Origin of the sequence: Pseudacidobacterium ailaaui (assembly GCF_000688455.1) — a bacterium.
GTDB lineage: Bacteria > Acidobacteriota > Terriglobia > Terriglobales > Acidobacteriaceae > Pseudacidobacterium > Pseudacidobacterium ailaaui.
In genome coordinates this window covers 330,247-355,158 of sequence record NZ_JIAL01000001.1, presented here as the reverse complement: position 1 = coordinate 355,158, position 24,912 = coordinate 330,247, and the positions used below count along the sequence as shown (strand labels likewise).

The window sequence follows — 24,912 nt, the reverse complement described above, 5'->3', positions numbered from 1 at the left end:
CGAATGCCGCATAGCATACTGCTACTGGCATTTTTTCAAAATGTCGGTCAGACATTCTTCCAATCCATTTGGGATGCCAAGCTGCAAACCATGAGCAACCTGACGGCCAGCGGCGGGGCGATTTCGATCGTTGCCTATGGGATCCTTTCCGTCTTTCTCATTGTAGGTGTGTATGAGGTATTCCTCGGCGGCGGAAGCCTCAAGGAATTGATCGTATTGATGGCCAAGATCGCCATGTGCGCTTTCCTGGTCACGAACTGGAACGCTTTCTTTACAGACATCACTACCAATGGCGCGTTCCAAGTGGCAAACTACATCGCCGGAAACGATTTCTATAAGACCATCTGGAATGACTATGTGAAAGTGATTTTGGGGCGGTTCGTCACTCTGAAGATCCTCAATCCGTTTGGCGATGTGATGGCGCTGGTGAACACAGGGGCAATGGCGATTGCAGCAGTCGTATATATGCTTGCCTACTACCTGCTTCAGATCTGCTTTTTGATCTGGGGGGCAGCGCTGTACGTCATCGGGCCCCTGCTGGTCGCTTTACTGCCCAGCTCCTTTGCCGGATCTTTTGGCAAAACCTATTTTCGCGGTGTCCTTCAGTGGCTGAGCTGGCCGATTCTCTATGCCCTGTTTGGCAGGGTGATTGAAGGTATCCTCCCAGACCCGTCGACCCTGCAAGAACTCACCCTTTCGACCCCTATCGAAATCCTTGCGATCAGTATCATTATCATCTTTATTCCGGTGCTGGCCCACATGATCATCGCCGGGGACTTCGCGGGCACCCTGAGCTCATCGATTACATATGGCACGATGAGTTATCAAGGGGCGAAAAAGCTGAAAGAGGCATTGTTTGGGAAAAAAGACAAAAGTGGCGGAGGAGGCGGCGGAAGCCAAGGAGGTTCCAGCTCTGGAGGCGGAGAGGGCGGAGGAGGCTCCAGTGGATCGGAAAGTGCGGGGATCACCGTTGCACCGCCACCAGCGACTCCCCCGGCAGGATCGAGCGGTTATCCGCCGCGCGGTGCGGCGCCGGCCTACTATACGGCTCCGCCCATCGAGTGAAGAGCACTCACTTTTCGCGCCAGTGTGTCTTGTTGCAATTTGCCTGGCAAACGTAATGTTGCTCATAGCGCGGCTTGATGCTCAGGCCGCATTTAGGGAGGAGAGATGGGAGCTCTCGGAGGAACGGCCCCTTTTTACGAAAAGGACGGTGCTCTGCGCGCCTACGCTAACCGGGTATTGGTGCTGGCGGCGATCCTTGCCTTGGTTGTGGCCGTGGAAGGAGCCATTATTCTCGTGACACGCACAAAGCCGCCCGTCATTATCCGGATTGGACCCGACGGGCAGGCCACCGTGGTGTCCCCGGCGGGAACAGCAACAAACTCAGCATTGCTCAAGGATGCGAAGACCTCTCCGCTGCCGAGTGACAACGAGAAGAAGTTTGTTGTGACTACGTTTGTGACATCCTGGTGGGGATATGACGAGCACACGTTGGCTGACCATTGGTCGCAGGCCATGAACATGATGACTCGCAATCTCAGGACGGAGGTCTTAAAAAAGATCACCGATGAAAACAGCGTATCGACGATTGAATCCAGCCATGGAAAGTCGGTGGTCTCGATTACAAGCATGGACCAGGACCCGAATGATCCGTTGACCTTTCATGTGCTGGCAACACGCACCGAAACCCATGCCACGGATGGAAAGACATACAGCGGATCGAAGATGGCCGAATCTTATACGATCCACTTGGTGGAGACCGACCGGACACCGCGAGATCCCAGTGGTTTGCTCGTGGCCAGTTTTAAACGCGACGTGATTTCTACCGAACCTTACAACCTCGAACAATAAAGGAACACAGCGACGAATGAACGAGACGACAGAGAAAGAAGCAGCCACTCAGTCTGCATCGCCCCGCCCGACAAGGCGACGCAGGGGAAATAAACCGGAGGCGGCCCTGGACGAATTTGTGTATTGTCTTGAAGAGGGTACCGGACAGGATGGACGACTGGTGCTTTCTAAGCCAGGACCAAAACATGCCATCGAACTGCTTGCTTTTCGAAAAAATGTATCCTATTTTCGAGTACAGAAGTTTGTAGCAGAAGTAGAGGAACGCCCAGAAGGAAATCTGATCGTTGGCGTGCCAGTGCCTGTAAAGTAATACAGGACTCTCCAAAGCGGTTTTGCAGGACTCAGAATTTCGACAAGCACGGGGTTCTGACGTCTTAGCCGCCCTCCTGGTCGCCACCAGGAGAAACGTAAAACCGCAGACCAGCAATGGTCGGCCTTGCACAGAGGAGACCATTGGCTGATCTTCGGATCGGAACATGGTCTCCCTTGTTTTTTTGGAGAGAAACCATGTTCAAAAAACTGAATACCTTCCAGATCGACCTTCAAGGGAAGATCCGAAAGGCAGAAGAGAAGACAGAAGTAGAGCTTGATCCCTTCTGGGTCGAGCGAATCCACAATGGCGCCGAGCTGGCGGTGGTTCAGACGCCTGTCATCCCCAGCGATGAAGATCTCAAGCGGGAGCTTGAGACAGCGGTACGGGAACGGGAAGTTCTTTCTGAGCTGGCTGGCGAGGTTGCCGGTCTGCGGGAGAAAGAATTCTCCTGGAGTCCGGATGAGCAACACCCGATTGATGCCTACCTGGCGGCCATCTTTCCCCTGCGGGAGCAGATGTGTCTGGCACATCGTGCCGAGCTGATTCAGCGTGCGCTCCAGCGAACGCCGATCATTCGCCGGATGGTGGGACGCACGATCGAACGGTTTGTCTGGGAGGGAAAGCGTTATGCAATCCACCCCCAGACCATCAGCGAACATCTCCACATTGCCGAAGTCGATATGGGCATCCCCATGCTCCAGATCGACCTTCAGGGCAAAGTCACCCAACAGATGGACCCTGCCCGGCCGGACCGCCCTGCACGGGGACCTCTGGTCACTCGCACGCTTCTCGGGCGCCTGTTTCCCGGCATTCGGGTGGCCCAAGTAACGGTTCCCGTACATGCGACCGAGGAACAACGCAGCGTCGTGCGCAACGCGCTGTACTCGTTCGTCTATCGCGGGATCCGGTACAAGCCTACTCTCGCAACCGGCGGACTTAAAAACGGCCAGATCATTCTGGTCGAGGAAAAATACGCGAAAGCGGTTGCCAGAATGTACCATCTGATTCCGCAAGCCGCGCTCGGCTATGGCGGAATCATAGTGAACGAATGCAGCAAAGCCCTTGCTACATTCGAGGCCACAGTAAAGGTGGTCCGGGAAGGGGAGTTTGGCACGAATGATAGCCGCGGCTGGATGGACCAGTCGAGCTTCGATTTGCTCCAGACGCTCGATCCAGGCCATTTCTACCAATTCCGAATGGCGTTCCTGGCTTCGCAGGACACCTTGGTCAGGGAATTGAGCAAGTACGACGAGAGCTCGCTCAAATTGCTGAACAACGTGCCGGTGGCGGCCAAGGGCGTCTTCAAGGTGATGGACAATCGCACGGCCTCGCATCCAGAGATCCGTGCGAACTTTATCATCCCAGATTCGTGCCTGAAGCCTTCGCGCAAGGACCTGATAGGCAAAACATTCCGATGTGTCGTTCATCTGGGCATCACGGAGCAGTCTTATGACGGCACCACCTTTGGTGGACCGACTGTTGCAACCCATGTTCCTTGGGAGATCTTGTCCACGGAAGTGTATGAGGACTCCGCAAGGATGATGGACGCGCTGGCTCCTGGATTCCACTCCGAGGGGCACGGCGAACTGCTCCAGAAAATCGGTGGCATTTGCAAATCGGATACTGAGCTGATGCGGGTCACCGAAGCGGTCTTGGCGGCCGATGGACAAGGGGGGATGATGTACCACCCCTATGTGCACCAGGCCACCAAAAAACTGTTGGCCAAATGGCTCAGGAAACTGCTGTCTGGCGGCATAGAATTGCATACTCGCGCCCTTGCGGACGACGGGTTTTGTTATGCCGACAGCAACGGGGTCCTGCACTGCGGCTCTGACTGGATGCCCATGCGCGCGGCCCTTACCGATTACGAGGGTAAGCGGAGCATTTGCATTCGTTTCCCGGTCCGGATGAGGGAAGACCTTCTTCCGGTCCGCCATATTCACCGGACTGTAGCGGGACGATTGCTGAGGATGAAGTTTCCTCATATGCCGACGCAGGCCATCGAAGAAATCATCCACCGGCAGCTTTACCTCAAGCACGTGCATGTGCTGAATGGGAAGTATGCCAAGGTATTTGGTGGGGATTTCGACTTTGACCTGGTGTACATCCTGTCGGGTGTACGCTACCAAAAACTCGTGGATTGGCGCTTCGATTACATCAAACACGAAGTCAGCCAGCCCACCAAAAACAAGAAGAAGCGTGAAAGCCTCTGGCACCAGCTGGGGGAGATATGCTTCGACGCAATGAGCAACAAGGTGGGCAGAATCACCAATGACATTATGTCCGCAATTGCTGTGGGCAGAATGGATTTGGTTTATGTTCTGGCCATCGAACTCCAGGAGGAGGTGTCGGGCCTGAAACACGACACTTCAGCCAATATGGAGGTTGTTGAGAATTGCGAACGGCAGATCGGCAACCCTGCGCGGTGGATCGAGTTGTTGTCCAAAGAGGACATTCGTTCCTTCGATGATCTTCCGCAGCAGATCGAACCACTGAGCGACAGCGATGTTATCGCTCGGTATTACAACAAGCTGTACGCGAAGGCACTGGAGCTTGTTGGAGAACCAAAACCTCTCTCGGAGTATTCTGGTCTCTTCCACGGCCAGTATGGAGTGCGGAGCATCTCGAAGCAGGACTATCGGGAAGCGAGCCTCCTGAACTCCTTCTATGTGTCGCAAAGCCACAAGGCGATCGCGCATTCTGCAAAGAGGCGCGAGGAGCTGCAAAAGGCGAAAGCGGCGCAAAAGGCACTCCGGGCCCGCATTCGGGCTGCGGAAGCAAATGCCTCAACGGAGGAGGCCAAAGCAGCGGTGGCGGCCCTCAAACAACAGAGCCGTGACCTGAATGATCTGGTCCGCCAACGGACTGCCGAGTACGAGAAGGCGCAACTCGATACAAAGAAGGGATTAAGCTTCTTTCGCAGTATCGTATGTGCCTGGGGCAGAGGAAAGGCGGAGGCGGAGAGGATGTACTGGGCTGCCGTGCTGAACGAAGTCATCACGCGGAAGTCTAAAAAGTATGAGTCTCAGGATGGCAAGGTGCGCTATCGTCCAGGCACCGGTGCTGCCTTGATTCACGCATTTCCGCAGCAGTTTGTCGACGCAATTGCTGCGGCCACCGAAGGCCGGTCTGTGCTGGTTGAAACGTGGAACCAGGATTGGAGTGTTCGGCTGGATGCCGACGCGATGACCCTGACCAAGGTTGAGACCGCAGAGGACGGGCAGAAAAGGGAAACTCTCTTATATCGAGGAGTTGCTGGCCAACAGCCAATCGGCAATGGGAAGTATATCCCCACCACCGAGTGGAAGCGTTGTGTTACGCCAGAATTCCTGGAGGCCATTCTGGATCAAGAAGATGGCCTTGTCGAAACAATTGCGAATTAAACCATTTCGCTGGACGGGAACCGAATCAGGGTCCCGTCCGGCCTATTTCAGACGTAGGATATTGCTGCATGGACAGTGTTTTTCGTTTTTTCTCCACGTCGTTGCGCGAAATCAAGCGGTTCTTCGCGCTCGCGAAGCCAAGCCCGTACCGGCGAGCGCTCCGGGAAGGGAAACTCATCAACCTCTATAAGAATCCCTTCCGTCGTGTGCTCCGGTTTCGCGGACTCGATTTTCCCGTTGCCATGACGCCGGCGGCATACCAACAATTTGTGGCCGTCGTGGACACGCCTGCTCACAGGCAGCTCAACGAAGCAGATCGTTGGCACAAAGTCATCGCTGCCCTAATCGACTATCATCAGAACTCGGAAGTCACTTCCGCTGAATTTGAAGTGAAAGTTGTCGATCCTGATGGGGTGCTCCGCAACAAGATGATCAAGGTGGTTGTAACAGACCACGCTCCCGGAGTTGATGGCATGGTCTTCATGCTTCCAGAAGAGGACAATCCTGTATCGCAAAGATAAGTTCAACAGTACCTTGCTTAAGTGCCTCATTTTGAGGCAATGTTTCTTCCCATCCTGCAAAAAAGCTGCGCTGCGCGAAAAAACCTGTGTTAATGTGTAAGTGCCGCATCGGCGAAGTTAGTGGCAGTTGCGGCGGAGAACTTATGAAAGAAAGGACACTCCAAATTACACACTCAGCACGCCGCGCAGCCTTTCGCAAGGCCGCAGGAAGCAGGCAGCATGTTTCGGCAAAGGAGGGCCGAGACCGCCTGCTAGCAGGGACCCTGCCCGCTGGTTCCATTGTTCATGGGAGCCTTTACTTTTCGGATGCTGACAAGCCTGTGATGCCCTTGGACCTGACGGTCAAGGGATCGTTAACCATGTATGACTGTTTTCAGGTTGAAGAGCTCGCCGATGGACTTACGGTTGAAGGCGATGCGGACTTCTTTAATACCTGGCTCAAGCGCGTTCCGCGCCGGATGAGGGTTAGCGGATCGCTAGATCTGTCCTGCACCCGACTAGAGTCGGTGCCAGACGACCTTTTCGTTGGAGGCGGCGTGGTCATATTGGATTATGTGGTCGCCTCTCCGGCCCTGCGGGAATTGGTCGAGAAATTTCCGCACCCTAGCTGGAAACCAGACCCTGATGATCATTGGAGCAACTGGTGTTGCGAAGCTGTTCCTGAAGAACTGTACGCATAATCCATCCTCGGGCCAGGATGCCAATTCCTCTTTTTGGGTGTCTTGGCCCGAGGCATTTCAGGCCCATCTCCAAGAAAAACTTCCAGTGTCTCTACCCGAAAAACGCCGAATACAGTTATCGTCCTAATCTAGCAGCGAGACTAGGACATGGAACCAGGCGATAAGAACCAACGAGTGTATGCACCCGAGCCTGGGCTCATTTATCCGGAAAGCTCTGTCCCTGCGATTTGGGTTCGAGAGTACTTTCTCTGGTTCGTGAACCGGCGCGAATACTACCTTCAGAACAGCTACGCCAGTGAGTCCGACTACCAGAAACCCTCATATTTCCGGGTGAAGAAATACCTGCTAGGAGATGGGCAGGTTATACGCCATCTCTGCGGAATCCACACCATTGGCCTGTATGCCATCGATCCAGAAACCAATTCCTGCAAGTGGTTCTGCCTTGACCTCGATTATGAGGATGCGGACTCAGACCTGGCGGCGATCGAAGCAGCCATGCGAGACGATGGATTGGCGCCTGCCTTTGAACATTCACGACGCGGAGGCCATATTTGGCTTTTGTGCAACGAACCGATTCCCGCCAGGCAAGGTCGTATCTACCTGTACAACCTCCTGGACGGCCTGGGAATCGCGGTGCGGGGAAGAGCCGGAAACAAGGAAGGGGTCGAAATCTTTCCCAAACAGGACAGCTTGGAGAAGGGAGAATTCGGTAACGGTGTCCGCGGGCCTCTTGGGATCCACCGGAAGACCAAGCTGCGGTATTGGTTCCGCGATGCGGAGACCAATCTCAAGGCCCAATTCAGCTACCTGCGCTCTTTGCCCCGACTGACACGCAGCCGGTTGGAAGAGCTCACGCTGGGCATGTCTATGCCCGAGGACCTGATGCCTGAAATCAACGAGCCGCCAAAATGGGAGAAGCCCGTCAGTGTGTTCGAGAAGTTCGACATCAGGCTTTATACGAGTTCTCCGCGGAGCTCAAAACGAGACTACTTCACGCGCTGTCCATCTTGCGCGGAAGCCGGACGGGACACCAGCGGCGACAACCTTCACATCACCCATATCTCAGCAGGACCACCCCTATTCATTTGTTTTGCAGGATGCACCTTCCGGGACATCACGGAAGCTTGCTATCGAAAATACGGAAGACCCGAGCCAAGAAAGTTTTAAAAGGGAAAGGAGCCATTTGTGGCAACAGCAACAACACCCAGGAAAGTGGATATCCGACGCGGCCTTGCACTAGAGCAGGCAGAACGTGAAGCACTGGAACAAGCCGGTGTTCGCGCCTCCGTCAATGTGCAACCGATTCGGCAGTCCAGCGGAAACCTGATTTTGCGGTGCAGCGAATCGGGAGGCGGCAGCAAGGAAGTGGGACACTTCGTGGGATTCTTGCCGCTGTCTGGAAAACCCTTCCTTCGCAACGATAGAGTCGAGGCACTCGGCAAGAATTTTCTGCATCGGACCATCTTTGCTGCGACAGTCGTACGCTTTGAGGTGTTTCGCTATAGGCAGACATTTTTCCATACCTGGATCACTCTGCATCATGTCTCCACGGAAAACGGCAAGCAAGTGGCCAAACGCCACAGCCTGTTTAGGGGGCGTTACGGAGCCATTCGAGACAGCGCCATTGTCTTCCCGTCCCAGACCGGAGAGGAGGATCTTGAAGTGCCAGGCTTCCTCCGTGCAGGCTTCGAGGCGGCCCTCGGTGGAAGTCGCTGTGAAGGTTGCCAGCACGCGACCCATTTCCAAACTGCCCCTCCTGTCGAACTGCCGACGGCAACCGCAAAAGCGCTGCGGATTGAGGTACTTTAAAGCTAGATGCGCTTTCCGTCCATCATGGGTCTTGTTGCAATTTGCCTGGGCCTAGCGTCTCTAGTTTTTCGTGCGCACAGCGTGGACCCATTCCGGGGCTTCGCTTCAGGCCAACAGGTCCGCGAAGCCAAAGGATTCCGAATCTATTATGCGCCGTGGCAGAACCTGGAGCAGATCGATGCTCAGGCAATCGCGACTTCACGGTGCAACCATCTGGACCTGGCGGCCTATTCGCTTACAGACTGGAAAGTGGCCGAGGCCATTGTGCAGATTGCCCAGTCGGGACGGCCTGTGCGAATTTATCGCGACCGTGAGCAGTATGAGGAAGAGCTGAGGCGAGGCAACAAGGTCCTGGAGATGCTGCGCAGACCGAATATCTCGATCAAGGTGAAACAATCGGCAGTTCTGATGCACCAAAAGGCTTGGTCCGATGGCTGTCTGTTAAGAGAAGGTTCGGCAAATTTCTCTCCCAGCGGTGAGAAGCAGCAGGACAATACACTCGCCATTACGGACGATCCGCAGAGCGTGAAGCAATTTGAACAGGTGTTTCAGGCTATGTGGTCCCGGGCCGATAACATCGTGGTCCAATAGGAGTTGCCTCGGCTAGTAGCCGACCGAGAGGGTCCGGGCCAGTGCAAGATTTCGCGCTACTAGCTCTCCTGTTTTCCTTCCCTACCGGATACGATGAGGCCATTTGGTGAAGGATTTCCGATGAAACATTTTGCCACGAGCCTTTGGCTGTTCCTCATCATAGCGGCTGGACTGGCCCCAGCCGGCGCACAAATGCAAGTGGAGAAGGTGCCGACAGCACTCGACCATTTCTCCACCGTGGTGCTGCCCCCCGATGCGACTGTGGTGAACGTGGCTGTCGGCAGGGGACCTGCTGACATCCAGGTGCAATATCACGACCGTTATGTATTGGTGAAACCACTGAAGCCAGGCATCCGCACCAATATGGCGGTCTTCACCGAAAACAAAGTGTACAACTATGAGATTTCCCCGGCTGGGGATTTTTCCGCCGAAGCCTTAATGATCCGTGAATATGACATGGCAAAAGCATCGGCGCAGCAACAGAAGACAGTCATCGATGAGGAGATACAGAAACAAAGTGATCAGATCAATACGCGCTTGCTGATGAGCATGAAAGCCATTGACGGGCGTGCGGTCCGGAAACTTGCCAAAGGCATCAACGTCAGGCTCTCCCTTGTAGGCCAGGATGCCGAAACCTATTTTGTGCGCTTTTCTGTGATCAATAACGGGAACCATGGTTACCGGCTGGAGCCGCCGCGCGTGTGGAAGATCGATCCCGCGTTTGGCATCAACATGGCTTACAGCCATATGGATCGCCAGCTATCGGAAAAGGACTTCCGCAAGTTCCGAGCTTACCAGCAGACCAAAATCGAGGTGCGTACCGCGAGCATCGAGAGGCTGGATCTGGGACCTGATCAAGCAACAGAGTTTGTGATTGCTATGCAAAAACCCGCTGTCACCCCTGCTATCTTCCGGTTTCTATTTCCGTCCGATGACGGTATCGAGGTAAGTGCCAATGCCATCTTCTGAACTTGCTACCGACACCGATGTAAGTTGGGAAAGCATGGTGCTGGCCGCCGACGGGATCACGTCGCCGGAGTGCGACGCCATTCCTAGGGCGATGAACGGCACGGAGAGCGAGGACCACGAACCATTGTGGTGGACAAAACACAAGGCGCAGCAATTTGTTGCGTATATCAACGACCATTCCGCAAAGTTTCGACAACGGCTGCACCAGGCCCCAGAGTATGTGCGCACTGCGGTGGATGCCGACATTGAAGACATGCTTAGCCAGTCGCAGGAATACAGAAGGATGCATTTGCTTCTGCGCTGGTTCCGCGACAAGGCCGCCCCTGCGGACCTGAACCCCATGAAACTTGTGGACCCATCCGAGCCGAAACAGGGGAATTTGCTGCAGCTGTTTCACCCCCTTCTCACAGACTTGGCCTTGGTAGGCCTGCTGATGCTGCTGATCGTCCTGGGTTACGGATATTGGTACGGAGCAAAATAGATGGGGAAGGCGTTCCACAACCAGACAGTTCCTGGCCAGCAGGAACACGATGCCGTGCTGCAATTTATGTGGATGGGACTGCTCGTGATCGCAGGAGCGATTGCCATCCTGAAATGGGTCTATGCTCTAAGGCCCGTGCAGATCTCTGAGGTCGTGATCCTCTTGCTTCTCTGCTTTCATCTCTTGCTGCAAGCCATAACCCGACTCCTCAAGCGAAAAGAGATTCTGGAAAAGCAGTGGCCTAAGCCGCGCGTTCTGGTCTCGGAGGACCTAGACCGAAAGTATTTGGAACTTGCTGCACAGCAGAACAGTACGCTGCTTGGATACGAGAACGATGGCACCCCGGTATATTGGACCGATGAGCAGCGCGCGCTGCAGACGGCATTGCCGGGGATGAGCGGCGCCGGGAAGTCCACCCTGCTGTACAACATTCTTGAACAGGACATCAAGCGCGGAAAAACAGTTATTTTCCTGGACGGCAAGGGAGAGAAGGGGTTCGTCCTGCGCCTTTGGGCTGCCGCGATTGCAGCCGGACGGGCGGAGGACGTGCGGATCATAGACCCCTCGAACCCGTCTGGTTCCCACCGATACAACCCGTTTTACTCCCGGGATGGCGTTTTGGGAAACCGGGCCGGAATTGTTTTTGAATCGCTCAGCGCAGCCAATTCCAAAGATGAGTTTTTTGCCGAGCACCAGCGGTCCTTTCTCCAATCGCTATGCAACGTCCTGGCCGCCACCGGCAAAACACTCACCTTCCAATCCATACTAACGGCTGCACAACAACCTGACACGGTGTCCGACATTATCCTTGCGGTGCGTAACAAGTTCAGAGAAAACCCGCACTTGGCACAGAAAAGCCAGTTTGAAACCGATGCGATGAACCTTATCGGGATTTATTCGGAATCTGACTGGCTGGTAAAGATCCGGGGACTGCTCAATAGCTTGATGCCATTTGTCGGGCCGTCGCTACTGGAGATTACAGGGGCCACGGAAAACTTGGTTACCATCGAAGACGTACTTGCGAAGAAACAGATCCTGCTCGTTCCCATGAACCTGGGCGGCCCGGACAGCCAGCCTCTTCGGGCATTCGGTCGTATCCTCTTGCGTGATCTACAGTCGCAGATCGCCAGCCGGTACGACCGCTATGAGATGAATCAACGACACGAGTTTGTCTCCGTGGTGATGGACGAGTTTGGCCTGTTTGCTTATCCGGGTTTTGGCAACATTATCCATACTGCGCGTCAGGCGAATGCCTGCTTTATTTTTTCGTTTCAAAACATGAAGCAGCTGGCTGGGCAAGTAGGAACGACGCTTGCCGAGGATATCGCCACGGGTACGAACTGCAAATTCATGATGCGGATCAGCGAAGATGACACCGCACAAAACTTCATGGCAGCATCCAGTTCCCGACCGACGGAGAAAATTTCCTACCAGATTGCCAAAGCCGGACCGCTTGAAGGTCTCGGATACGAAGACGTTGGCAGAGGTACCCGGCATGAGGAATATGAGACGCGGGTGAAGGACTGGGAGCTTAAGGAATTGCCGAAAGGGCAGATGATCGCTCTTCTCGCAGACAGCAGACTTGGCATTGTCAAGAAACACATTCATGTGCGGAAGCCGGTAGAGTACTTCCTGCACAAGGGATTTGAGAAATGCTTACCTCTGCTGCCCGAGTTTTCTGTCTCTGAGGAAGCACAGACCGCTTTGCGGATCAGCCTGGAACGCACGCCTGAGGACAAAGGTGGACGGAGGCGCCGGAGATCATGAGAAAGAATGTTATCCACATGTTTCTGTGCCTAGCGCTGCTTGCAGCAGGGACTTTATACGGACAGGATGCTCCACCCGGAACACATGTAAGGGCTGCCCATCTTCACCCGAATCCTTCATCAGTACGTCCGGACGCCCGGCTGTCGTATGACCCGCTGGCCGGCCACCACCTGTATCGCACGCCGCCAGGCGGGATCAAACAATGGCTGAATCCATCCGGGACTGACTACGGACACGAAATGGACGAATGGCACAAAGACGTGTTTCTGGTGACGGTGCGAAGCGTCGAGTTCTGGGCGGCTGTCGTCTTCGGAGGCTCCTTCCTGCTGCTGCTGTTCGAATACATCTACCGCCGCATCCGGATGCGCAATATGCGGGAGGCTTTCGCGGGGGCCGCGCTGCTCTTTCTCAATGAACGCACCTATATTCTTCGCCGCGCCAGCGATGCCATCAAACGCCATAACGATCTGGTCGGTAAACTGGACCAGCTTAAGCGTGAGTTGCAGTTCAGGGCCCAATTAGAAGAGGAGAATCAAGTTCGCAATGCGATAGACAAGACCCCGTTGCTTCCTGGAGAAGACCGTCAGACGGAGAGCGGAACAGAAGAGGAAACCGACAAAAGCCTGCCTTCGGAAGATGGACATTCTTTAACAGCGCCGCAACAGCCAACGGGTGACTTGGTGCGGATCACGATCAACCGGACCGAATATAAGGTGCCGAGGGCCGTGATGCTGTACATAAATTCGATGAAACAGAAGATCGAGAACCAGAGGCAAAGGATCAACCAACTTGAGGAGCGGCTCGCCCGCTACGAACAATAACAAGGAAAGCGATGATCGTATATCTCGCAGGATTCGGATCCATGTGGTTCCGCAAAAATCACCCTGATGGACGCTCTGCCTGGATCAACACTACAGGAGTTCCGCGCAGCCGACATATTGTTCCCGGAGAAGGCGTATCTAGCCAATTCAGGCGGCGCTGGACCTTTCCGGGTTCTGTACGCTTTGAGGCCAACAATTTCCCTTGGGTTGGAACGCCGAAAGACCTGCTTGGTGTGCGTTGTTATACCCAGGGCATTGAAACACTTCACACAGGAGAGAACCGGATCCGGATGATCTGCCCGGCAAAAAAGTGGGCACGGATCGACGCCTTTCTGCTCTGTATCCGCTCCAGTGAGTACGGCAGGGTAGACCGGGAAGGGAAGTGGAAAGCCACAACCGCCCGGCTGATCGCAGCCAGTGGAGGCAAAGGCGGATATCAGGAGCTCTTGCTTCTGGTACAGGACCGCTCCTGGTTCCGTACTTCCCAGGGATTCTGGCAGTGTTTGGTCCGTTTCAGAAGCGGTAGACCAAGGATTGAAATCGACCCTATGTGCGAAGAGTTGGAGGACCTATCTTGACCCCGGTATTGGCTAACAAACAAGTTACCAGCAATGGACGCATTATCAAAGAAATGCGTTTTGCCAGAAACGATCTCAAGATTTTGGCCAGCATCCGTGACTGTGGGTTTGTGACGGCGCGGCAGATGCATCGGATTCTTCCATACCGTGGAATGAAAGCCCTACACATAAAGCATGTGTACGGTTCGTTGAAGCGGCTGGTCTATATGGGGTACCTATCCGTCTCTCGTAGTGTCCTCCCAGGTTCCAACCTGGTTTACTTTCTTACGGCAGATGGGCACGCAGTTCTTGAAAAGTGGGGATGCGGACTGGGCATTAACGCAGATCCCACCACCGGTGTTGCCGGTATTCCCCACTACATCGTACTCAACGAGATTATGCTCAAAATCCATCATGCCTATCCGGTTTCGTATTGGCTCACAGACTTGATGGTGCAAGCGGAAAACCAAGCCCGCCGCCAGGACGGTTTTGCAAAGGACTATGACGCCGTGACGGAGCTTCAGGTTGATCATCACACCGTCACTCTGGCCATCGAGTATGAACATACTTTGAGAAATCGGGCGCGCTACCGAGAGGCATTCAGCAGTTATGTGAAAGATCCTTACGTGCAATTGGTGGTCATGATCGTAGACTCTGAAGGTTGGATTGGACCGATCATGGAGGCAAGTACGGTCCCGAGTCAGCGCTTTTGTCTGGTGACGAGAGATCACTTTTTGTCGCACGACCACTCCGCCGTGCGCGTGAGACGTTGGACGGAAAAGGGACTGGAAGTTGCATCCTTGAGCGCGGCATTGCGCGAAGCTGGCCAAATCCCGAGCACGCGCTACCCTGTGAGTTTCCTTCCACCGCGATAAGATTCTGCTTTTCTCCTCCGCAATTCCTGGCGTTTAGAGGTTCTTCAATAGAGCATCTAAACGCCATTTTTTTGTGAATTTTCCTCCATCGAATATGGATTTCCAACCGTGAATCAATTGGTGACTGTTCCTATCTCTCTTACTATCAATCACTTGCACAATCGCAACATTGGATTGCACCTAGACGGCATCCGTACATCAATGGTGACATCAATGGCGACATCAATGGCGACTTAGAAAGCACCATAGTACCGTCTGGTTAAGCTGCTGATTTTAAATAGCTTATCTCCATCTGTCCATCCCATGTATGCCAAGCGGCTTCCAGCCATCAATGGCGACATCAATGGTGACATCAATGGTGACTAGCGTTTTTTGTAGTGTTTGCGTAACTGAATGAATAATCAGATACTTACGCGATTTGCCAATGGGACGCGGTGGCTGTCAAACCCCATTTTTTGCCACTTTTTCAGTTTTGCCTCCACAGCTGAGTTCTGTGGCACTGCCTTCTTTTGTGGCTTCTCTCTCGCAGATCTGTGACTTCCTCTGGCATCGTTCTGCACGCCGAGTGCAGCCGTGCTTCCGGATTTGCGTCCTGTCACTGCACTTTGTCTTGCCCTTGCTGGCATCCCAGTGTATTTTTCCCTGGCTGTTTTGTGACGCAGATCTGTGACTTCCTCTGGCATCGTTCTGCACGCCGAGTGCAGCCGTGCTTCCGGATTTGTGTCCTGTCACTGCACTTTGTCTTGCCCTTGCTGGCATCCCAGTGTATTTTCCCCTGGCTGTTTTGTGACGCAGATCTGTGACTTCCTCTGGCATCGTTCTGCACGCCGAGTGCAGCCGTGCTTCCGGATTTGTGTCCTGTCACTGCACTTTGTCTTGCCCTTGCTGGCATCCCAGTGTATTTTTCCCTGGCTGTTTTGTGACGCAGATCTGTGACTTCTTCTGGCATCGTTCTGCACGCCGAGTGCAGCCGTGCTTCCGGATTTGTGTCCTGTCACTGCACTTTGTCTTGCCCTTGCTGGCATCCCAGTGTATTTTTCCCTGGCTGTTTTGTGACGCAGATCTGTGACTTCCTCTGGCATCGTTCTGCACGCCGAGTGCAGCCGTGCTTCCGGATTTGCGTCCTGTCACTGCACTTTGTCTTGCCCTTGCTGGCATCCCAGTGTATTTTCCCCTGGCTGTTTTGTGACGCAGATCTGTGACTTCCTCTGGCATCGTTCTGCACGCCGAGTGCAGCCGTGCTTCCGGATTTGTGTCCTGTCACTGCACTTTGTCTTGCCCTTGCTGGCATCCCAGTGTATTTTTCCCTGGCTGTTTTGTGACGCAGATCTGTGACTTCTTCTGGCATCGTTCTGCACGCCGAGTGCAGCCGTGCTTCCGGATTTGTGTCCTGTCACTGCACTTTGTCTTGCCCTTGCTGGCATCCCAGTGTATTTTTCCCTGGCTGTTTTGTGACGCAGATCTGTGACTTCTTCTGGCATCGTTCTGCACGCCGAGTGCAGCCGTGCTTCCGGATTTGTGTCCTGTCACTGCACTTTGTCTTGCCCTTGCTGGCATCCCAGTGTGTTTTTCCCTGGCTGTTTTGTGACGCAGATCTGCGACTTCTTCTGGCATCGTTCTGCACGCCGAGTGCAGCCGTGCTTCCGGATTTGCGTCCTGTCACTGCACTTTGTCTTGGGCGATTGAATTTGTGTGCTGGCTAACAGTGGGGGGGGCGAAGCCAGGGTCGATTCCGTTAAACCGTTTCCTTAAGAACTGTGCTCTGCTGTCCTGTGGGGGGCGGTTCGGAGATGGAGTCAGCAATCATCTTCGTCATCAATAGGCACGCTTCACCTCTGGTGATCGTTTCAGGAAGCGGGATTCCGTGCTTGGCACAGATATGTTTCAGGCGCAGCATGGTAGCTGGACTGGCTGGTAACGACTTCCAGGCATCGGATTGTATGTCACGCCTGCAAATGTCGAAGATTTTCCGGCCAAAGCGCTGCAACACCTCTTCGTCTGCTGCCCGAAAGCCATGGCCAAAATGCTCCCGTGGAGTTTGCCGCGATAACACAAATCGGTGCCATTCCTGGAGCTTACTGCCGTCGATCATGATTACTCCGCGATGGTTTCTCCAAAGTCGGATGTATCCCATCTGATACGGAAGTACGAGCACATAGTTCTCGTGCCCGATACGATGCCACGCAAGCTGAGAGTGAAGCAACACATTGGTGTCGAACTTCACTCGAAAAAGGTCTATTTCTTCCACTGTTACGTGAAGCTTTTCAGCCAGGATCTGGTGCAACTCGTTCAGGTTTTTTACCTGTTCCAGCGGGGCCTGTGCTGGAGAAGAGGATCTTTCTGTGTACTGGAGGCAAGGTTTGAGGTGATTGATGGTGTCCCGGACCTCAAGTAACCCTGCTCCATTCAGATCTAGCTCCGCTGGCAGATCAAACGCCTCGCTGAAAGTCATAGCCAAACTGTGCTCTGTGCTGTAAGCATCTAGCACTTCTAGGATGATGCAGTCTCGCTTACTCACCGGACGACCATACGCATCCCATTGCAGGATGTTGATGACACCAGGCTCAAGACGGGTGCCGCGGCCAATCATCTGCTTGAAGAGTGACTCCGATTCTGTGGGGCGGGCGAGGATAATGGCCGAGACCGATCGGTCGTCGTAACCTTCCGTTAAGATTTCGCAATTACAAATGACCTGGTACCGGCCGCGTTTGAAATCTTTCAGCTTCCGGTCTCGGTCAGGGTCATCTCCCCAGACAGCGGTCGCCTTCACACCAGCATTCCGAAAGCAGAGGGCTAGATCGACCGCGTGTTGTACGTCCACGGCAAAGCATACCGTCTTTCGGTCGTTGGCTTTGGATAGCCATTCCTGCACGATCAGCTGGTTGCGTGCCGGAATGTTTACCTTCCTAGACAATTTTTCGAGGTCTTCACTGTTCAGGTCGCTGTCGTCCAGTCGTACTGAGGTCCGAATCCGGAAACAACGGGGATTCACAAGCCAGCCCTCCCGGATGGCTTCCTCGATGGGATATTCAAACGCATTCAGGTCAAACACCTCGTATAGGCTTCTTTTGTCAAGGCGCTTTGGTGTCGCTGTCACGCCGAACAAGATCCTGTTCGGTCCAGGCTGAACCTTCGCGAAGCTGTCGTCCAGAAAGCCGAAATACCGAAGGATGTTTTTATATCCGGAGGCGACTGCGTGATGACACTCGTCCACAATCACCGCGTCGAATTCATCCGGGTGGAACTTCAGTAGCCGCTTGGACACATGAAAGCTCCTGGAACCTTGGCTTTCAGACATGGCAAACTTACCAATCGTCTGGACAGAGGCGACCACAATCCTCTCATTCCTTGAACGGTATTTGTTCCCCATTTCAATTCCCACCGGACCTGCGTACGGGTTCCATTCGCGAATCGTATCTCTGGCTTGTTCGGCCAAAGTGTCGCGATGGACCAATACAAGTACCCGTTTGCGAAATTGAAAGAAAAGAGGGAGGACCGCAAAAAGGACGGTTTTCCCTGTGCCGGTGGGCAGTACTACCAATTGGCGCCGGATGCCGCTCTTCCATGCGTCCAGCGCCTCCTGAAGGGCTGTGTACTGATACGGGTGAAGCCTGCGCAGCAGCTCTTCTGCGGTCTCATTTCGTTCCGCAACCATATATATGTGGAGTCTAGCTTTTAAGGCTCTTCCTCCGTAGAGATACTACGTGTCTTCTTCGCCCGGTCCTCTTCCTCTGGACCGGCACTTTCACACCCATCTTTCCTTTCCTTAAGGCTTCCGCCGCTGAGCCTCCCAATTCAGCGGCGACTGTAACTTCCGTTGTGATCCTGGAGACAAAGCACGATGTTTAGCGGCAGTCCTTTTTGGCTTACGATGTACGTTCTTCTGCTGGGGGGAGGCGTGGCTGGGATCGCGCTCGCAGTTCCACTGGCGATTCGGTTCTTTTCTGGTGATCCTCTGGCTGCCGTCTTCGTCCTTCTCGCAGCCGGAGGCTGGATCATCTCGTTTCGCGCGTTTCACAACCTGTGCCGTCCTCATCCGAGGACGAAAGAATCTATGAAATAGGAGGAAGAGATGCTCGGATATCAACCGTTCGGCAAACTGCAGATGTACCGGCTGTTCCATCAAAACGAGCTTCATCATGTTGGGGCTAAAGCCAAACCGTGGCAGGTCCTTGCCGCCTTCGTGCAGCAGACCGAAGCAGTGGCGTCCCGCGTGGCTTTCGGAAGGAATGGAATTCTCCTTCTGACGACGGTGCCTGGAGACCCGAACTCTGGAGCGTTCTATTTCTGGCACCGGAACTCCAAATTCTTCTATTTGCTCGATTTCGAGAGACAAGCAACCTTCAATGTCTCGTGGTTTGACATTGTGGTGACCTCGTACGATCTTCAAGATTTGCTGGACGCACCGGCCAAGCCAAAACGTAAAGCAACGGAGGCCGCCAGCAACTTTACGAGGAGATCGCGAGGCACGGCACGCCGTCCCTTTCACCAAGGTGTGGCAGCGTAAAAAAACTATGCAGCAGATGGAAAGTCCGGGAAAGGAACAGCCGTATATAGGGGTACAAAACCTAAGGCAGTTTAGTGTTCCATTTCACACTATTGGAGTTTGTAATGCAACGCTTTCCATCTGCTGTAGAGTTCTCCTCCGCGCGGCGTTTCCGGGGGCCCCGTCTCAAGTGGGTTGCCGGGGACAAGCCAAAACCACACCTGGCACAGAAAGTGCTGGTCGTGTACGACCAGGAATACTACTATTCCGCGGCTGTGCCCCCTGCCTTCGACCACGATAACTTAAGAGTACTTCGGTACCTGATGCGGTGCTGCTTTGAGGACCGCCTGTTTACTCGCGATTGCGATGTCCCCTGCGTGCTCCAGATCTATGAGGGAGGAGTCCCCATTCATACCAGACACTTCCTTATCTACCGGCGCACCACAAGCCGATATCCGCGCAATGATTTCAGCTTTCGGGTGTCACATCAGGAGTGGCGGCGCGCTCTGATGGCCCCGGTTCCAGAACGCCGATCGTTCCTAAGCCGGATAATTTCCACAATGTATTGAGCCATGTCCATACGTTCTATCTTCCGCATCGTCTGGTGGATCAATGGTATTGTTCTGTGCGTGCTGGTGGCGAGCACAGTGACATTGGTCCCCATCTTTCTTTCTGCTCACTTGTCAGTCGAGCAACGTTTGGCTCTTTACCAGTCATGGATCCATGCCATGGTCCTGATATCAGGAAGCATGGTTCTCCTATACACCGCAGCCGGGTTGGGCAGCCTGGGTATATGGCTTTACCGAAGAGCCTATGTCAGGCGCGTTCACGATCCTTCTTAGAGAGATTCGTATGCATCGCTTATTCGTCATTGCCTTGGTGTGGTTCAGCGCAAGCTTCGTTACCGTTAGCCTTTATTCCTTTATCCGGTTCCGGCTCAGGCAAATCACGCTGGCCGCGCACCGACGTGTCCTCCCATTCCCAAAACAAGGAGATCTTCGTGAGTATCGACGACATTCTTCAAGACGCTAAACTGCGGATCTTCGCTGGGTCTATCCAGTGCGGGGGACAGCTTACAGCCTATCTCCATGATGCCTCCACACAGTTAGGGATTGCCTCGGAGAATCTGTTTGAGGCTGCGGTCCGGCACGGGCTCTTCAGGAGCCTGGGCAAACAGTATCAACAGAAGCTGGACAGGATTCTTGGGCTGGTACGGAAAGAGTTGGACCGCGGACAAATCGCCACCGCCGAGCAGCTCATTGCTCGGCTCAAGCAGGAAGCTACAAACGTGCCTTGCTGTACGGAGAGGCGTGTGGACATGGACTTAATCGTCGATGCGCGACGTGCGGGGCTGTTTCTGTTGCTGTCTGAGACACAGGCGGCTCCCCAAGCCGCCTGAGATGTGGCAGCCCGTTGGCCGCAACATCCCGAAAAGATCGATAAAACCTGCCTAAGCGGTGCCGTTGCACCGGATTACCTTGCTTGCGCTAGAAGCCCGAGCGGGGCCCTCTTTTTGGAGATCCTTGAATTGATAGTTGACAGATGGCGTTGGTATCACGGGACCTCGGCTGTTCACGCCAAGGACATCCTGGCGGATGGTTGTCTGCGACCTGGCATGCTTTCTCTGTACGACGAGTGGTTGGCACCGCGTCCGGACGCGGTGTATATCACTTCGAGCCTTGAGCTGGCGCAGGCATTTGCAATTTGCCATGATGAAGATGGTGTGGTGTTTGAGGTGTCCTCTCCTGAGACGGTGAACCTCGTCCCCGATGAGGATTCAATTCGAGAAGCTTTGATGAACGGGACCGTTGGTGGAGGTGATCCTTATCTTGCAGCAGAGGTTCGCAAGTTCTGGATGGTTGCGCAAGAGATCTCAATTGAGGACTTCAACGAGGCACTCGGCTCAACCGTAGAATCGCTGGACGCATACGAATACAGCGAGTTTTTTCATAAGATTGCTTCGGCAATCGCGCTGGACAAACCATCTTTGGCACTGCGCATTATTGTATCGAGTGAGAGGGCGGCGCACATCGGCTCCTTAAAGATCCTCGGCACTGTTCCATTCCTAGAGTTAGCGTCCTCACAGACACGGCTGCGAAATCTTCCAATGGAGGAAATATGACATCCTCCTCTCCCGTTAGGGAGAGCAGGATGCCAAAAATCTCTGTCACGCCCACAGTGCTGTCATGGGGATACCGTGCAGGTTGGAAGCAAACGGTATGACTTCTCTGCCTGCATAGAGAACAACGCCACGCAACCAGTTCTTTCCAACGGTGTCTGCCAGTTCACGAAGGCCGCGAGCATCTTGGCTGCCGAGGGTTGCGGAAGCCTTGACTTCCAATCCGACTACCTTTCCCGCACGGTCTTCCAGGACAAAGTCCACCTCCGCCCCGGAGGTTGTTCGCCAGAAAAACATCTCGGGCCGGGCAGTGCTCCAGGCGCACTGTTTGCGCAATTCCATCATGACGAAGTTTTCCAGTACCGCACCGGTCAGGGGCCCTTCTGCTTTCAGGCGGTCCACGGTGGCTCCAAGACTATACGCAAGCAGTCCGCTGTCATTGAGGTAAACCTTGGGAGTCTGAATTACACGCTTCCCAAGGTTCCGAGTCCAGGGACGCAGCAATTGCACGAGAAACGTTCCCTCCAGTAGGGCAAAGTAACGCTTCAGCGTTGTCTGCGGCAATCCCATCGTGCGCGAAAGGTCAGCAAAATTGAGGAGGCTTCCAGCGCGGGTGGCCACAACGGAGAGCAACCGTGGGATGGCGGTTGAATCTGCGATATTGGCAAGGTCCCGGATGTCTCGTTGCAGCATCGTCATGATGTAGGAATGAAACCAGGCATCGCGCCGTGAGGGGCTATGCCTGGCGACCGCCGGAGGGTATCCTCCGGCAACGAGGTGTTCCAGCAAGGCTTCCCCTTCGAGCTTTTGGAATTTGCCCGACCAGTTCACTGGCTTGGGAGAAAACAAAGAATCAACAAAGCTCTCCTGGTGGTTCTTCATCTCGCCTTGGGAGAATGGCCAGAGCGTAAGAATCTCCATGCGTCCGGCGAGCGACTCCGATATTTTCGGCAGCAGCATGACATTCGCCGATCCGGTGAGTAGGAACTGACCGGGATGGCGCCGGCGGTCTATGGCAGCCTTGACCACCGGAAAAAGCTCTGGGACGTGTTGGATTTCGTCGAGCGTGACCGGAAGCGGCAAGCCAGCAAGGAAACCATTCGGGTCACTGCGAGCAGCGGCCAACACTCCTGGGTCGTCGAAGGTAATGTAGTGGCGGCCATCTTTCACTACTTCCTTGGATTGGACCAGCGTGCTCTTTCCGGTCTGACGAGCGCCATTGACGAGAACGGCAGGTGTATCCGCGAGGGCCTCTATGAGCTGGCCTATGAGATTGCGACGAAACATGGCTCTATAATCGTCCATTTCCTGGTGGATAATCAACCATCTAGTGGATGATTATCCACCGTTTTGGAAGATCGTAAGTTGAGAAAATCACTGTGGGAACTTTTCTTGGCCTGATGAAAAAATCAAAGAAGCTGACCAACCTCATTGCCATCAACCGGGATCGCGGCCACATCTCGGGCAAGCTGCTGACCCCGGCAGAATACGCCGAAGAGATGTTCATCGACATTCCCCACGATCCGTTTGCGGTGATCGATCTTGTCATCGTCCCTCCGGTACTCAGGCGCCGCGGCAATGGAACGAAACTCGTTCGCAGCTTTATGGTTCAGGCAAAGAAACTCGGAGCAAGATCCGCCCTGGCAGAGATCGTCAACGATGACGGTTCAGGAATGGTCGATGCCCGCAGAGCGTTCTTTGAATCGCTTGGATTCAAGGTCTTTCCGGTAAACGAGGCCGAGCATGACAATCCCCCGCTGTTGATGCTTGCGGAATTGTGAGCACAGCGGGCTTTCCTAGAGGAGGTCCATACCATGCAGAACACTGCTTTTGAATATCTTTATCGTGATAGCGGTAATAACAAGAACTGGGGCCGAGTGGTCTTTGCAGGCGCCATCACGCCGGATGAAACCGCGCGCTTCATCAAGGCACTCGAAGATGGAGCGTACTTTATTGCGACGCAGATCAAGGTGCCGGAGGTATTTCTCTGGTCAGCGGACGCCGATTATGACCCGACAACACCGCTTCCCTTCCCGCCGACCCCGCTCCCGGCAAATTTGTGATCGGTCCACAAGACCATTGCTGGCATCAGTACGTCGGACTGGAGTTGCTCGATGCCGAGCCGACCGATGACCGCACCTTCGAGGAATTTGTCGCGGATGTGGAACTTGCTGCGCGCCAGGGATGGGATGAATTTGACCACAAAGCCCGCGCGCCAAAGGCAGTGCGCGCACCGTTGGGCCAAGCCGTGAGTTCCTTGCACAGCCGACGTAGCCGAGCTTCTTCACGCCCTGCTCGTGGCGTTTCTTTTGCAAAGAAAGCACCTCGTTGACCTGTTCTCACGAGAGCCGGCATGCGATTGTGGTGCTTCCGGCAGTGTGTTGGAGCCCAGACACCATCCCAAAGGCGGCCCGGTTTTCGACCGGCACGGATCCTGGGCAACGCGCCTTGCTGTACGGAGAGGCGTGTGGACATGGACTTAATCGTCGATGCGCGACGTGCGGGGCTGTTTCTGTTGCTGTCTGAGACACAGGCGGCTCCGGAAGCCGCCTGTGATGTGGCAGTCCACTTCACAGATTCGCGGAGAAAAGTTTTCCTCTGGCCGCAACGCCGCTGCTGCCGCTCTTTCACAAACATCCCGAAAAGATCGATAGAACCTGCCTAAGCGTGGAGGAAATATGATTGCTTCCATAGTGGCAGAGACCAATTGTCTGCCATTTTCTTCAGATGTCGGCACGGGCATGGATGGCCGCTATTATTACCGCTGCCGGGACTGCCTCACGATAGCCGTTACAGACTCGCATATCCCCCCTACCTACGACAAACTTGGTAGGCCGCATTATGCCATTTGCGCTGCCTGTGAGGGCGAAGTCATGTATCTCGGCCGGGTAGAAAACACCTCTCTTCTGCTGCGGGAAGAGCACCGTAGTCCTTGCGATGGTCGCTGCACCAGCGCAAAAGGCCCACAATGCGACTGCATCTGTGGCGGGAAGAATCACGGCACACACCTGCTGGTGAAAGTCGTGGTGAGGGAGGATGCATTGCCTTTGCTGGCGGTACCGGCAGTAACACGAGGAGCCGCCGAAGAATACCGGCAGCATTACAAAGAAGCCAAAGAAGCCTGGACAAAGCGATATCAGACCGTGTTTGCCCGAAGGAAGGCCGGTGAGTTCCTTAGCGCCCAGGACTACCAAATATATATGGAGGGGCAGCGATACGCTGCGACTCTATCGAAAGCCAGGAAGATGGGAAATCACAAAGCCCGGATGGCGGCTCTGCGCCAGCTCGTCGGCAGCTTGAAACCGTAAACCACCACTCTCAGGACAGCGAGGAAATCCATAATGGCAATTCGACAGCGCCTCACTTACGACTCATGGTTCAGCAAATATCAGCCAGTGCAGAATCCGTTCCATGATTACGGCTGCAACGGCACTCTCTTCGAGACGACAGAGAAAGAGCTAGCCGTCGTACGCACAGCAGACCCGCAGCGTGTCTGGACACTCATCGACTGCGATGGTGAGTGGTTCATCAAGGCTGGAAAGTACTTCGCGAACCGGATCGGATATTTTGTCAGCAGCCGTCCGGCTGCTCCAGAAGACATGGACCGGTACATCGCTTTCTGAACACCTGCGGCAACACATTGACTCGGCCCGCGACTTTAGTCGCGGGTCCCATTTGCGAGGTTT

25 protein-coding genes are annotated in these 24,912 nt (G+C 54.3%); 22 read left to right on the top strand and 3 right to left on the bottom strand.

The features are described from left to right. Nucleotides 1–3 precede the first annotated feature (3 nt). The 7 genes from N655_RS0101565 to N655_RS0101530 all read left to right on the top strand — a co-directional run bounded on the left by N655_RS0101565 (nt 4) and on the right by N655_RS0101530 (nt 7,918). Nucleotides 4–1,065 carry a hypothetical protein gene (locus N655_RS0101565; protein ID WP_026441587.1) on the top strand — a complete coding sequence of 354 codons (1,062 nt, stop codon included), beginning with the start codon at nt 4–6 and terminating at the stop codon, nt 1,063–1,065. Between the two features lie 105 nt (nt 1,066–1,170). Next, a complete protein-coding gene (locus N655_RS0101560; protein WP_026441586.1) occupies nt 1,171–1,854 on the top strand; it encodes a VirB8/TrbF family protein in 684 nt (227 codons plus the stop codon). Between the two features lie 16 nt (nt 1,855–1,870). Further along, nucleotides 1,871–2,164 (top strand): hypothetical protein, encoded by a 294-nt coding sequence (locus tag N655_RS0101555; protein ID WP_026441585.1) that lies wholly within the window; start codon nt 1,871–1,873, stop codon nt 2,162–2,164. 197 nt (nt 2,165–2,361) lie between these two features. Next, nucleotides 2,362–5,550, top strand: coding sequence for a hypothetical protein (locus N655_RS0101545; RefSeq protein ID WP_026441584.1), 3,189 nt, complete (start codon nt 2,362–2,364; stop codon nt 5,548–5,550). Nucleotides 5,551–5,618: 68 nt separating this feature from the next. Beyond that, nucleotides 5,619–6,071 (top strand): DUF6573 family protein, encoded by a 453-nt coding sequence (locus tag N655_RS0101540; protein WP_026441583.1) that lies wholly within the window; start codon nt 5,619–5,621, stop codon nt 6,069–6,071. 143 nt (nt 6,072–6,214) lie between these two features. After that, nucleotides 6,215–6,751 (top strand): hypothetical protein, encoded by a 537-nt coding sequence (locus N655_RS0101535; RefSeq protein ID WP_026441582.1) that lies wholly within the window; start codon nt 6,215–6,217, stop codon nt 6,749–6,751. 255 nt (nt 6,752–7,006) lie between these two features. Beyond that, the gene (locus N655_RS0101530) at nt 7,007–7,918 is read left to right on the top strand and encodes a TOTE conflict system archaeo-eukaryotic primase domain-containing protein (RefSeq protein WP_155987467.1); all 912 of its coding nucleotides are present in this window, start codon (nt 7,007–7,009) and stop codon (nt 7,916–7,918) included. A gap of 69 nt (nt 7,919–7,987) precedes the next feature. Here N655_RS0101530 and N655_RS20445 read toward each other — a convergent pair whose 3' ends face one another. Beyond that, the gene (locus N655_RS20445; RefSeq protein ID WP_155987466.1) at nt 7,988–8,491 is read right to left on the bottom strand and encodes a hypothetical protein; all 504 of its coding nucleotides are present in this window, start codon (nt 8,489–8,491) and stop codon (nt 7,988–7,990) included. Nucleotides 8,492–8,566: 75 nt separating this feature from the next. Here N655_RS20445 and N655_RS16705 point away from each other — a divergent pair, with 75 nt between their 5' ends. From N655_RS16705 to N655_RS0101490, 7 genes are all read left to right on the top strand, one after another. Further along, nucleotides 8,567–9,151, top strand: coding sequence for a phospholipase D-like domain-containing protein (locus N655_RS16705; protein ID WP_049961184.1), 585 nt, complete (start codon nt 8,567–8,569; stop codon nt 9,149–9,151). 120 nt (nt 9,152–9,271) lie between these two features. Continuing rightward, a complete protein-coding gene (locus N655_RS0101515) occupies nt 9,272–10,120 on the top strand; it encodes a TrbG/VirB9 family P-type conjugative transfer protein (RefSeq protein ID WP_026441579.1) in 849 nt (282 codons plus the stop codon). Continuing rightward, complete coding sequence (locus tag N655_RS0101510) at nt 10,107–10,601, top strand: hypothetical protein (RefSeq protein ID WP_155987465.1); 495 nt, start codon at nt 10,107–10,109, stop codon at nt 10,599–10,601. The genes N655_RS0101515 and N655_RS0101510 overlap by 14 nt, the downstream gene beginning before the upstream one ends. After that, nucleotides 10,602–12,368 carry a type IV secretory system conjugative DNA transfer family protein gene (locus N655_RS0101505; RefSeq protein WP_026441577.1) on the top strand — a complete coding sequence of 589 codons (1,767 nt, stop codon included), beginning with the start codon at nt 10,602–10,604 and terminating at the stop codon, nt 12,366–12,368. Further along, nucleotides 12,365–13,189, top strand: coding sequence for a hypothetical protein (locus N655_RS0101500; RefSeq protein ID WP_026441576.1), 825 nt, complete (start codon nt 12,365–12,367; stop codon nt 13,187–13,189). The genes N655_RS0101505 and N655_RS0101500 overlap by 4 nt, the downstream gene beginning before the upstream one ends. Nucleotides 13,190–13,230: 41 nt before the next feature. After that, nucleotides 13,231–13,767: a hypothetical protein gene (locus N655_RS0101495; protein ID WP_162173469.1), complete on the top strand. Its 537-nt coding sequence runs from the start codon at nt 13,231–13,233 to the stop codon at nt 13,765–13,767. Beyond that, a complete protein-coding gene (locus tag N655_RS0101490; RefSeq protein WP_155987464.1) occupies nt 13,764–14,621 on the top strand; it encodes a replication-relaxation family protein in 858 nt (285 codons plus the stop codon). The genes N655_RS0101495 and N655_RS0101490 overlap by 4 nt, the downstream gene beginning before the upstream one ends. 1,735 nt (nt 14,622–16,356) lie before the next feature. Here the strand turns inward: N655_RS0101490 and N655_RS0101480 are convergent. Then, nucleotides 16,357–18,276: a DEAD/DEAH box helicase gene (locus N655_RS0101480; RefSeq protein ID WP_026441572.1), complete on the bottom strand. Its 1,920-nt coding sequence runs from the start codon at nt 18,274–18,276 to the stop codon at nt 16,357–16,359. A gap of 417 nt (nt 18,277–18,693) precedes the next feature. On the opposite strand from N655_RS0101480, the gene N655_RS0101470 reads away from it, so the two are divergent. The 4 genes from N655_RS0101470 (at nt 18,694) to N655_RS0101450 (ending at nt 21,229) form a co-directional block, all read left to right on the top strand. Then, complete coding sequence (locus N655_RS0101470) at nt 18,694–19,128, top strand: hypothetical protein (RefSeq protein WP_026441570.1); 435 nt, start codon at nt 18,694–18,696, stop codon at nt 19,126–19,128. A 551-nt stretch (nt 19,129–19,679) separates the two neighbouring features. Further along, on the top strand, nt 19,680–19,949 hold the full coding sequence (locus tag N655_RS20435) for a hypothetical protein (RefSeq protein ID WP_155987462.1): 270 nt from the start codon (nt 19,680–19,682) through the stop codon (nt 19,947–19,949). A 158-nt stretch (nt 19,950–20,107) separates the two neighbouring features. Continuing rightward, nucleotides 20,108–20,506 (top strand): hypothetical protein, encoded by a 399-nt coding sequence (locus N655_RS0101455; RefSeq protein WP_155987461.1) that lies wholly within the window; start codon nt 20,108–20,110, stop codon nt 20,504–20,506. 3 nt (nt 20,507–20,509) lie between these two features. Next, nucleotides 20,510–21,229, top strand: coding sequence for a hypothetical protein (locus N655_RS0101450; protein WP_044933782.1), 720 nt, complete (start codon nt 20,510–20,512; stop codon nt 21,227–21,229). 45 nt (nt 21,230–21,274) lie between these two features. On the opposite strand, the gene N655_RS0101445 is transcribed toward N655_RS0101450, so the two are convergent. Further along, nucleotides 21,275–22,531, bottom strand: a complete 1,257-nt coding sequence (locus N655_RS0101445) for an ATP-binding protein (RefSeq protein WP_202900303.1) — start codon at nt 22,529–22,531, stop codon at nt 21,275–21,277. Between the two features lie 74 nt (nt 22,532–22,605). On the opposite strand from N655_RS0101445, the gene N655_RS0101440 reads away from it, so the two are divergent. The 4 genes from N655_RS0101440 to N655_RS0101420 all read left to right on the top strand — a co-directional run bounded on the left by N655_RS0101440 (nt 22,606) and on the right by N655_RS0101420 (nt 24,849). Beyond that, entirely contained in the window at nt 22,606–23,007 is a 402-nt protein-coding gene (locus N655_RS0101440; protein WP_026441566.1) for a GNAT family N-acetyltransferase, read from the top strand. Between the two features lie 33 nt (nt 23,008–23,040). Next, a complete protein-coding gene (locus N655_RS0101435) occupies nt 23,041–23,289 on the top strand; it encodes a hypothetical protein (protein ID WP_026441565.1) in 249 nt (82 codons plus the stop codon). 615 nt (nt 23,290–23,904) lie between these two features. Beyond that, nucleotides 23,905–24,534, top strand: a complete 630-nt coding sequence (locus tag N655_RS0101425) for a hypothetical protein (protein WP_026441563.1) — start codon at nt 23,905–23,907, stop codon at nt 24,532–24,534. Nucleotides 24,535–24,567: 33 nt separating this feature from the next. Further along, nucleotides 24,568–24,849 (top strand): hypothetical protein, encoded by a 282-nt coding sequence (locus N655_RS0101420; protein WP_026441562.1) that lies wholly within the window; start codon nt 24,568–24,570, stop codon nt 24,847–24,849. Nucleotides 24,850–24,912: the final 63 nt, after the last annotated feature.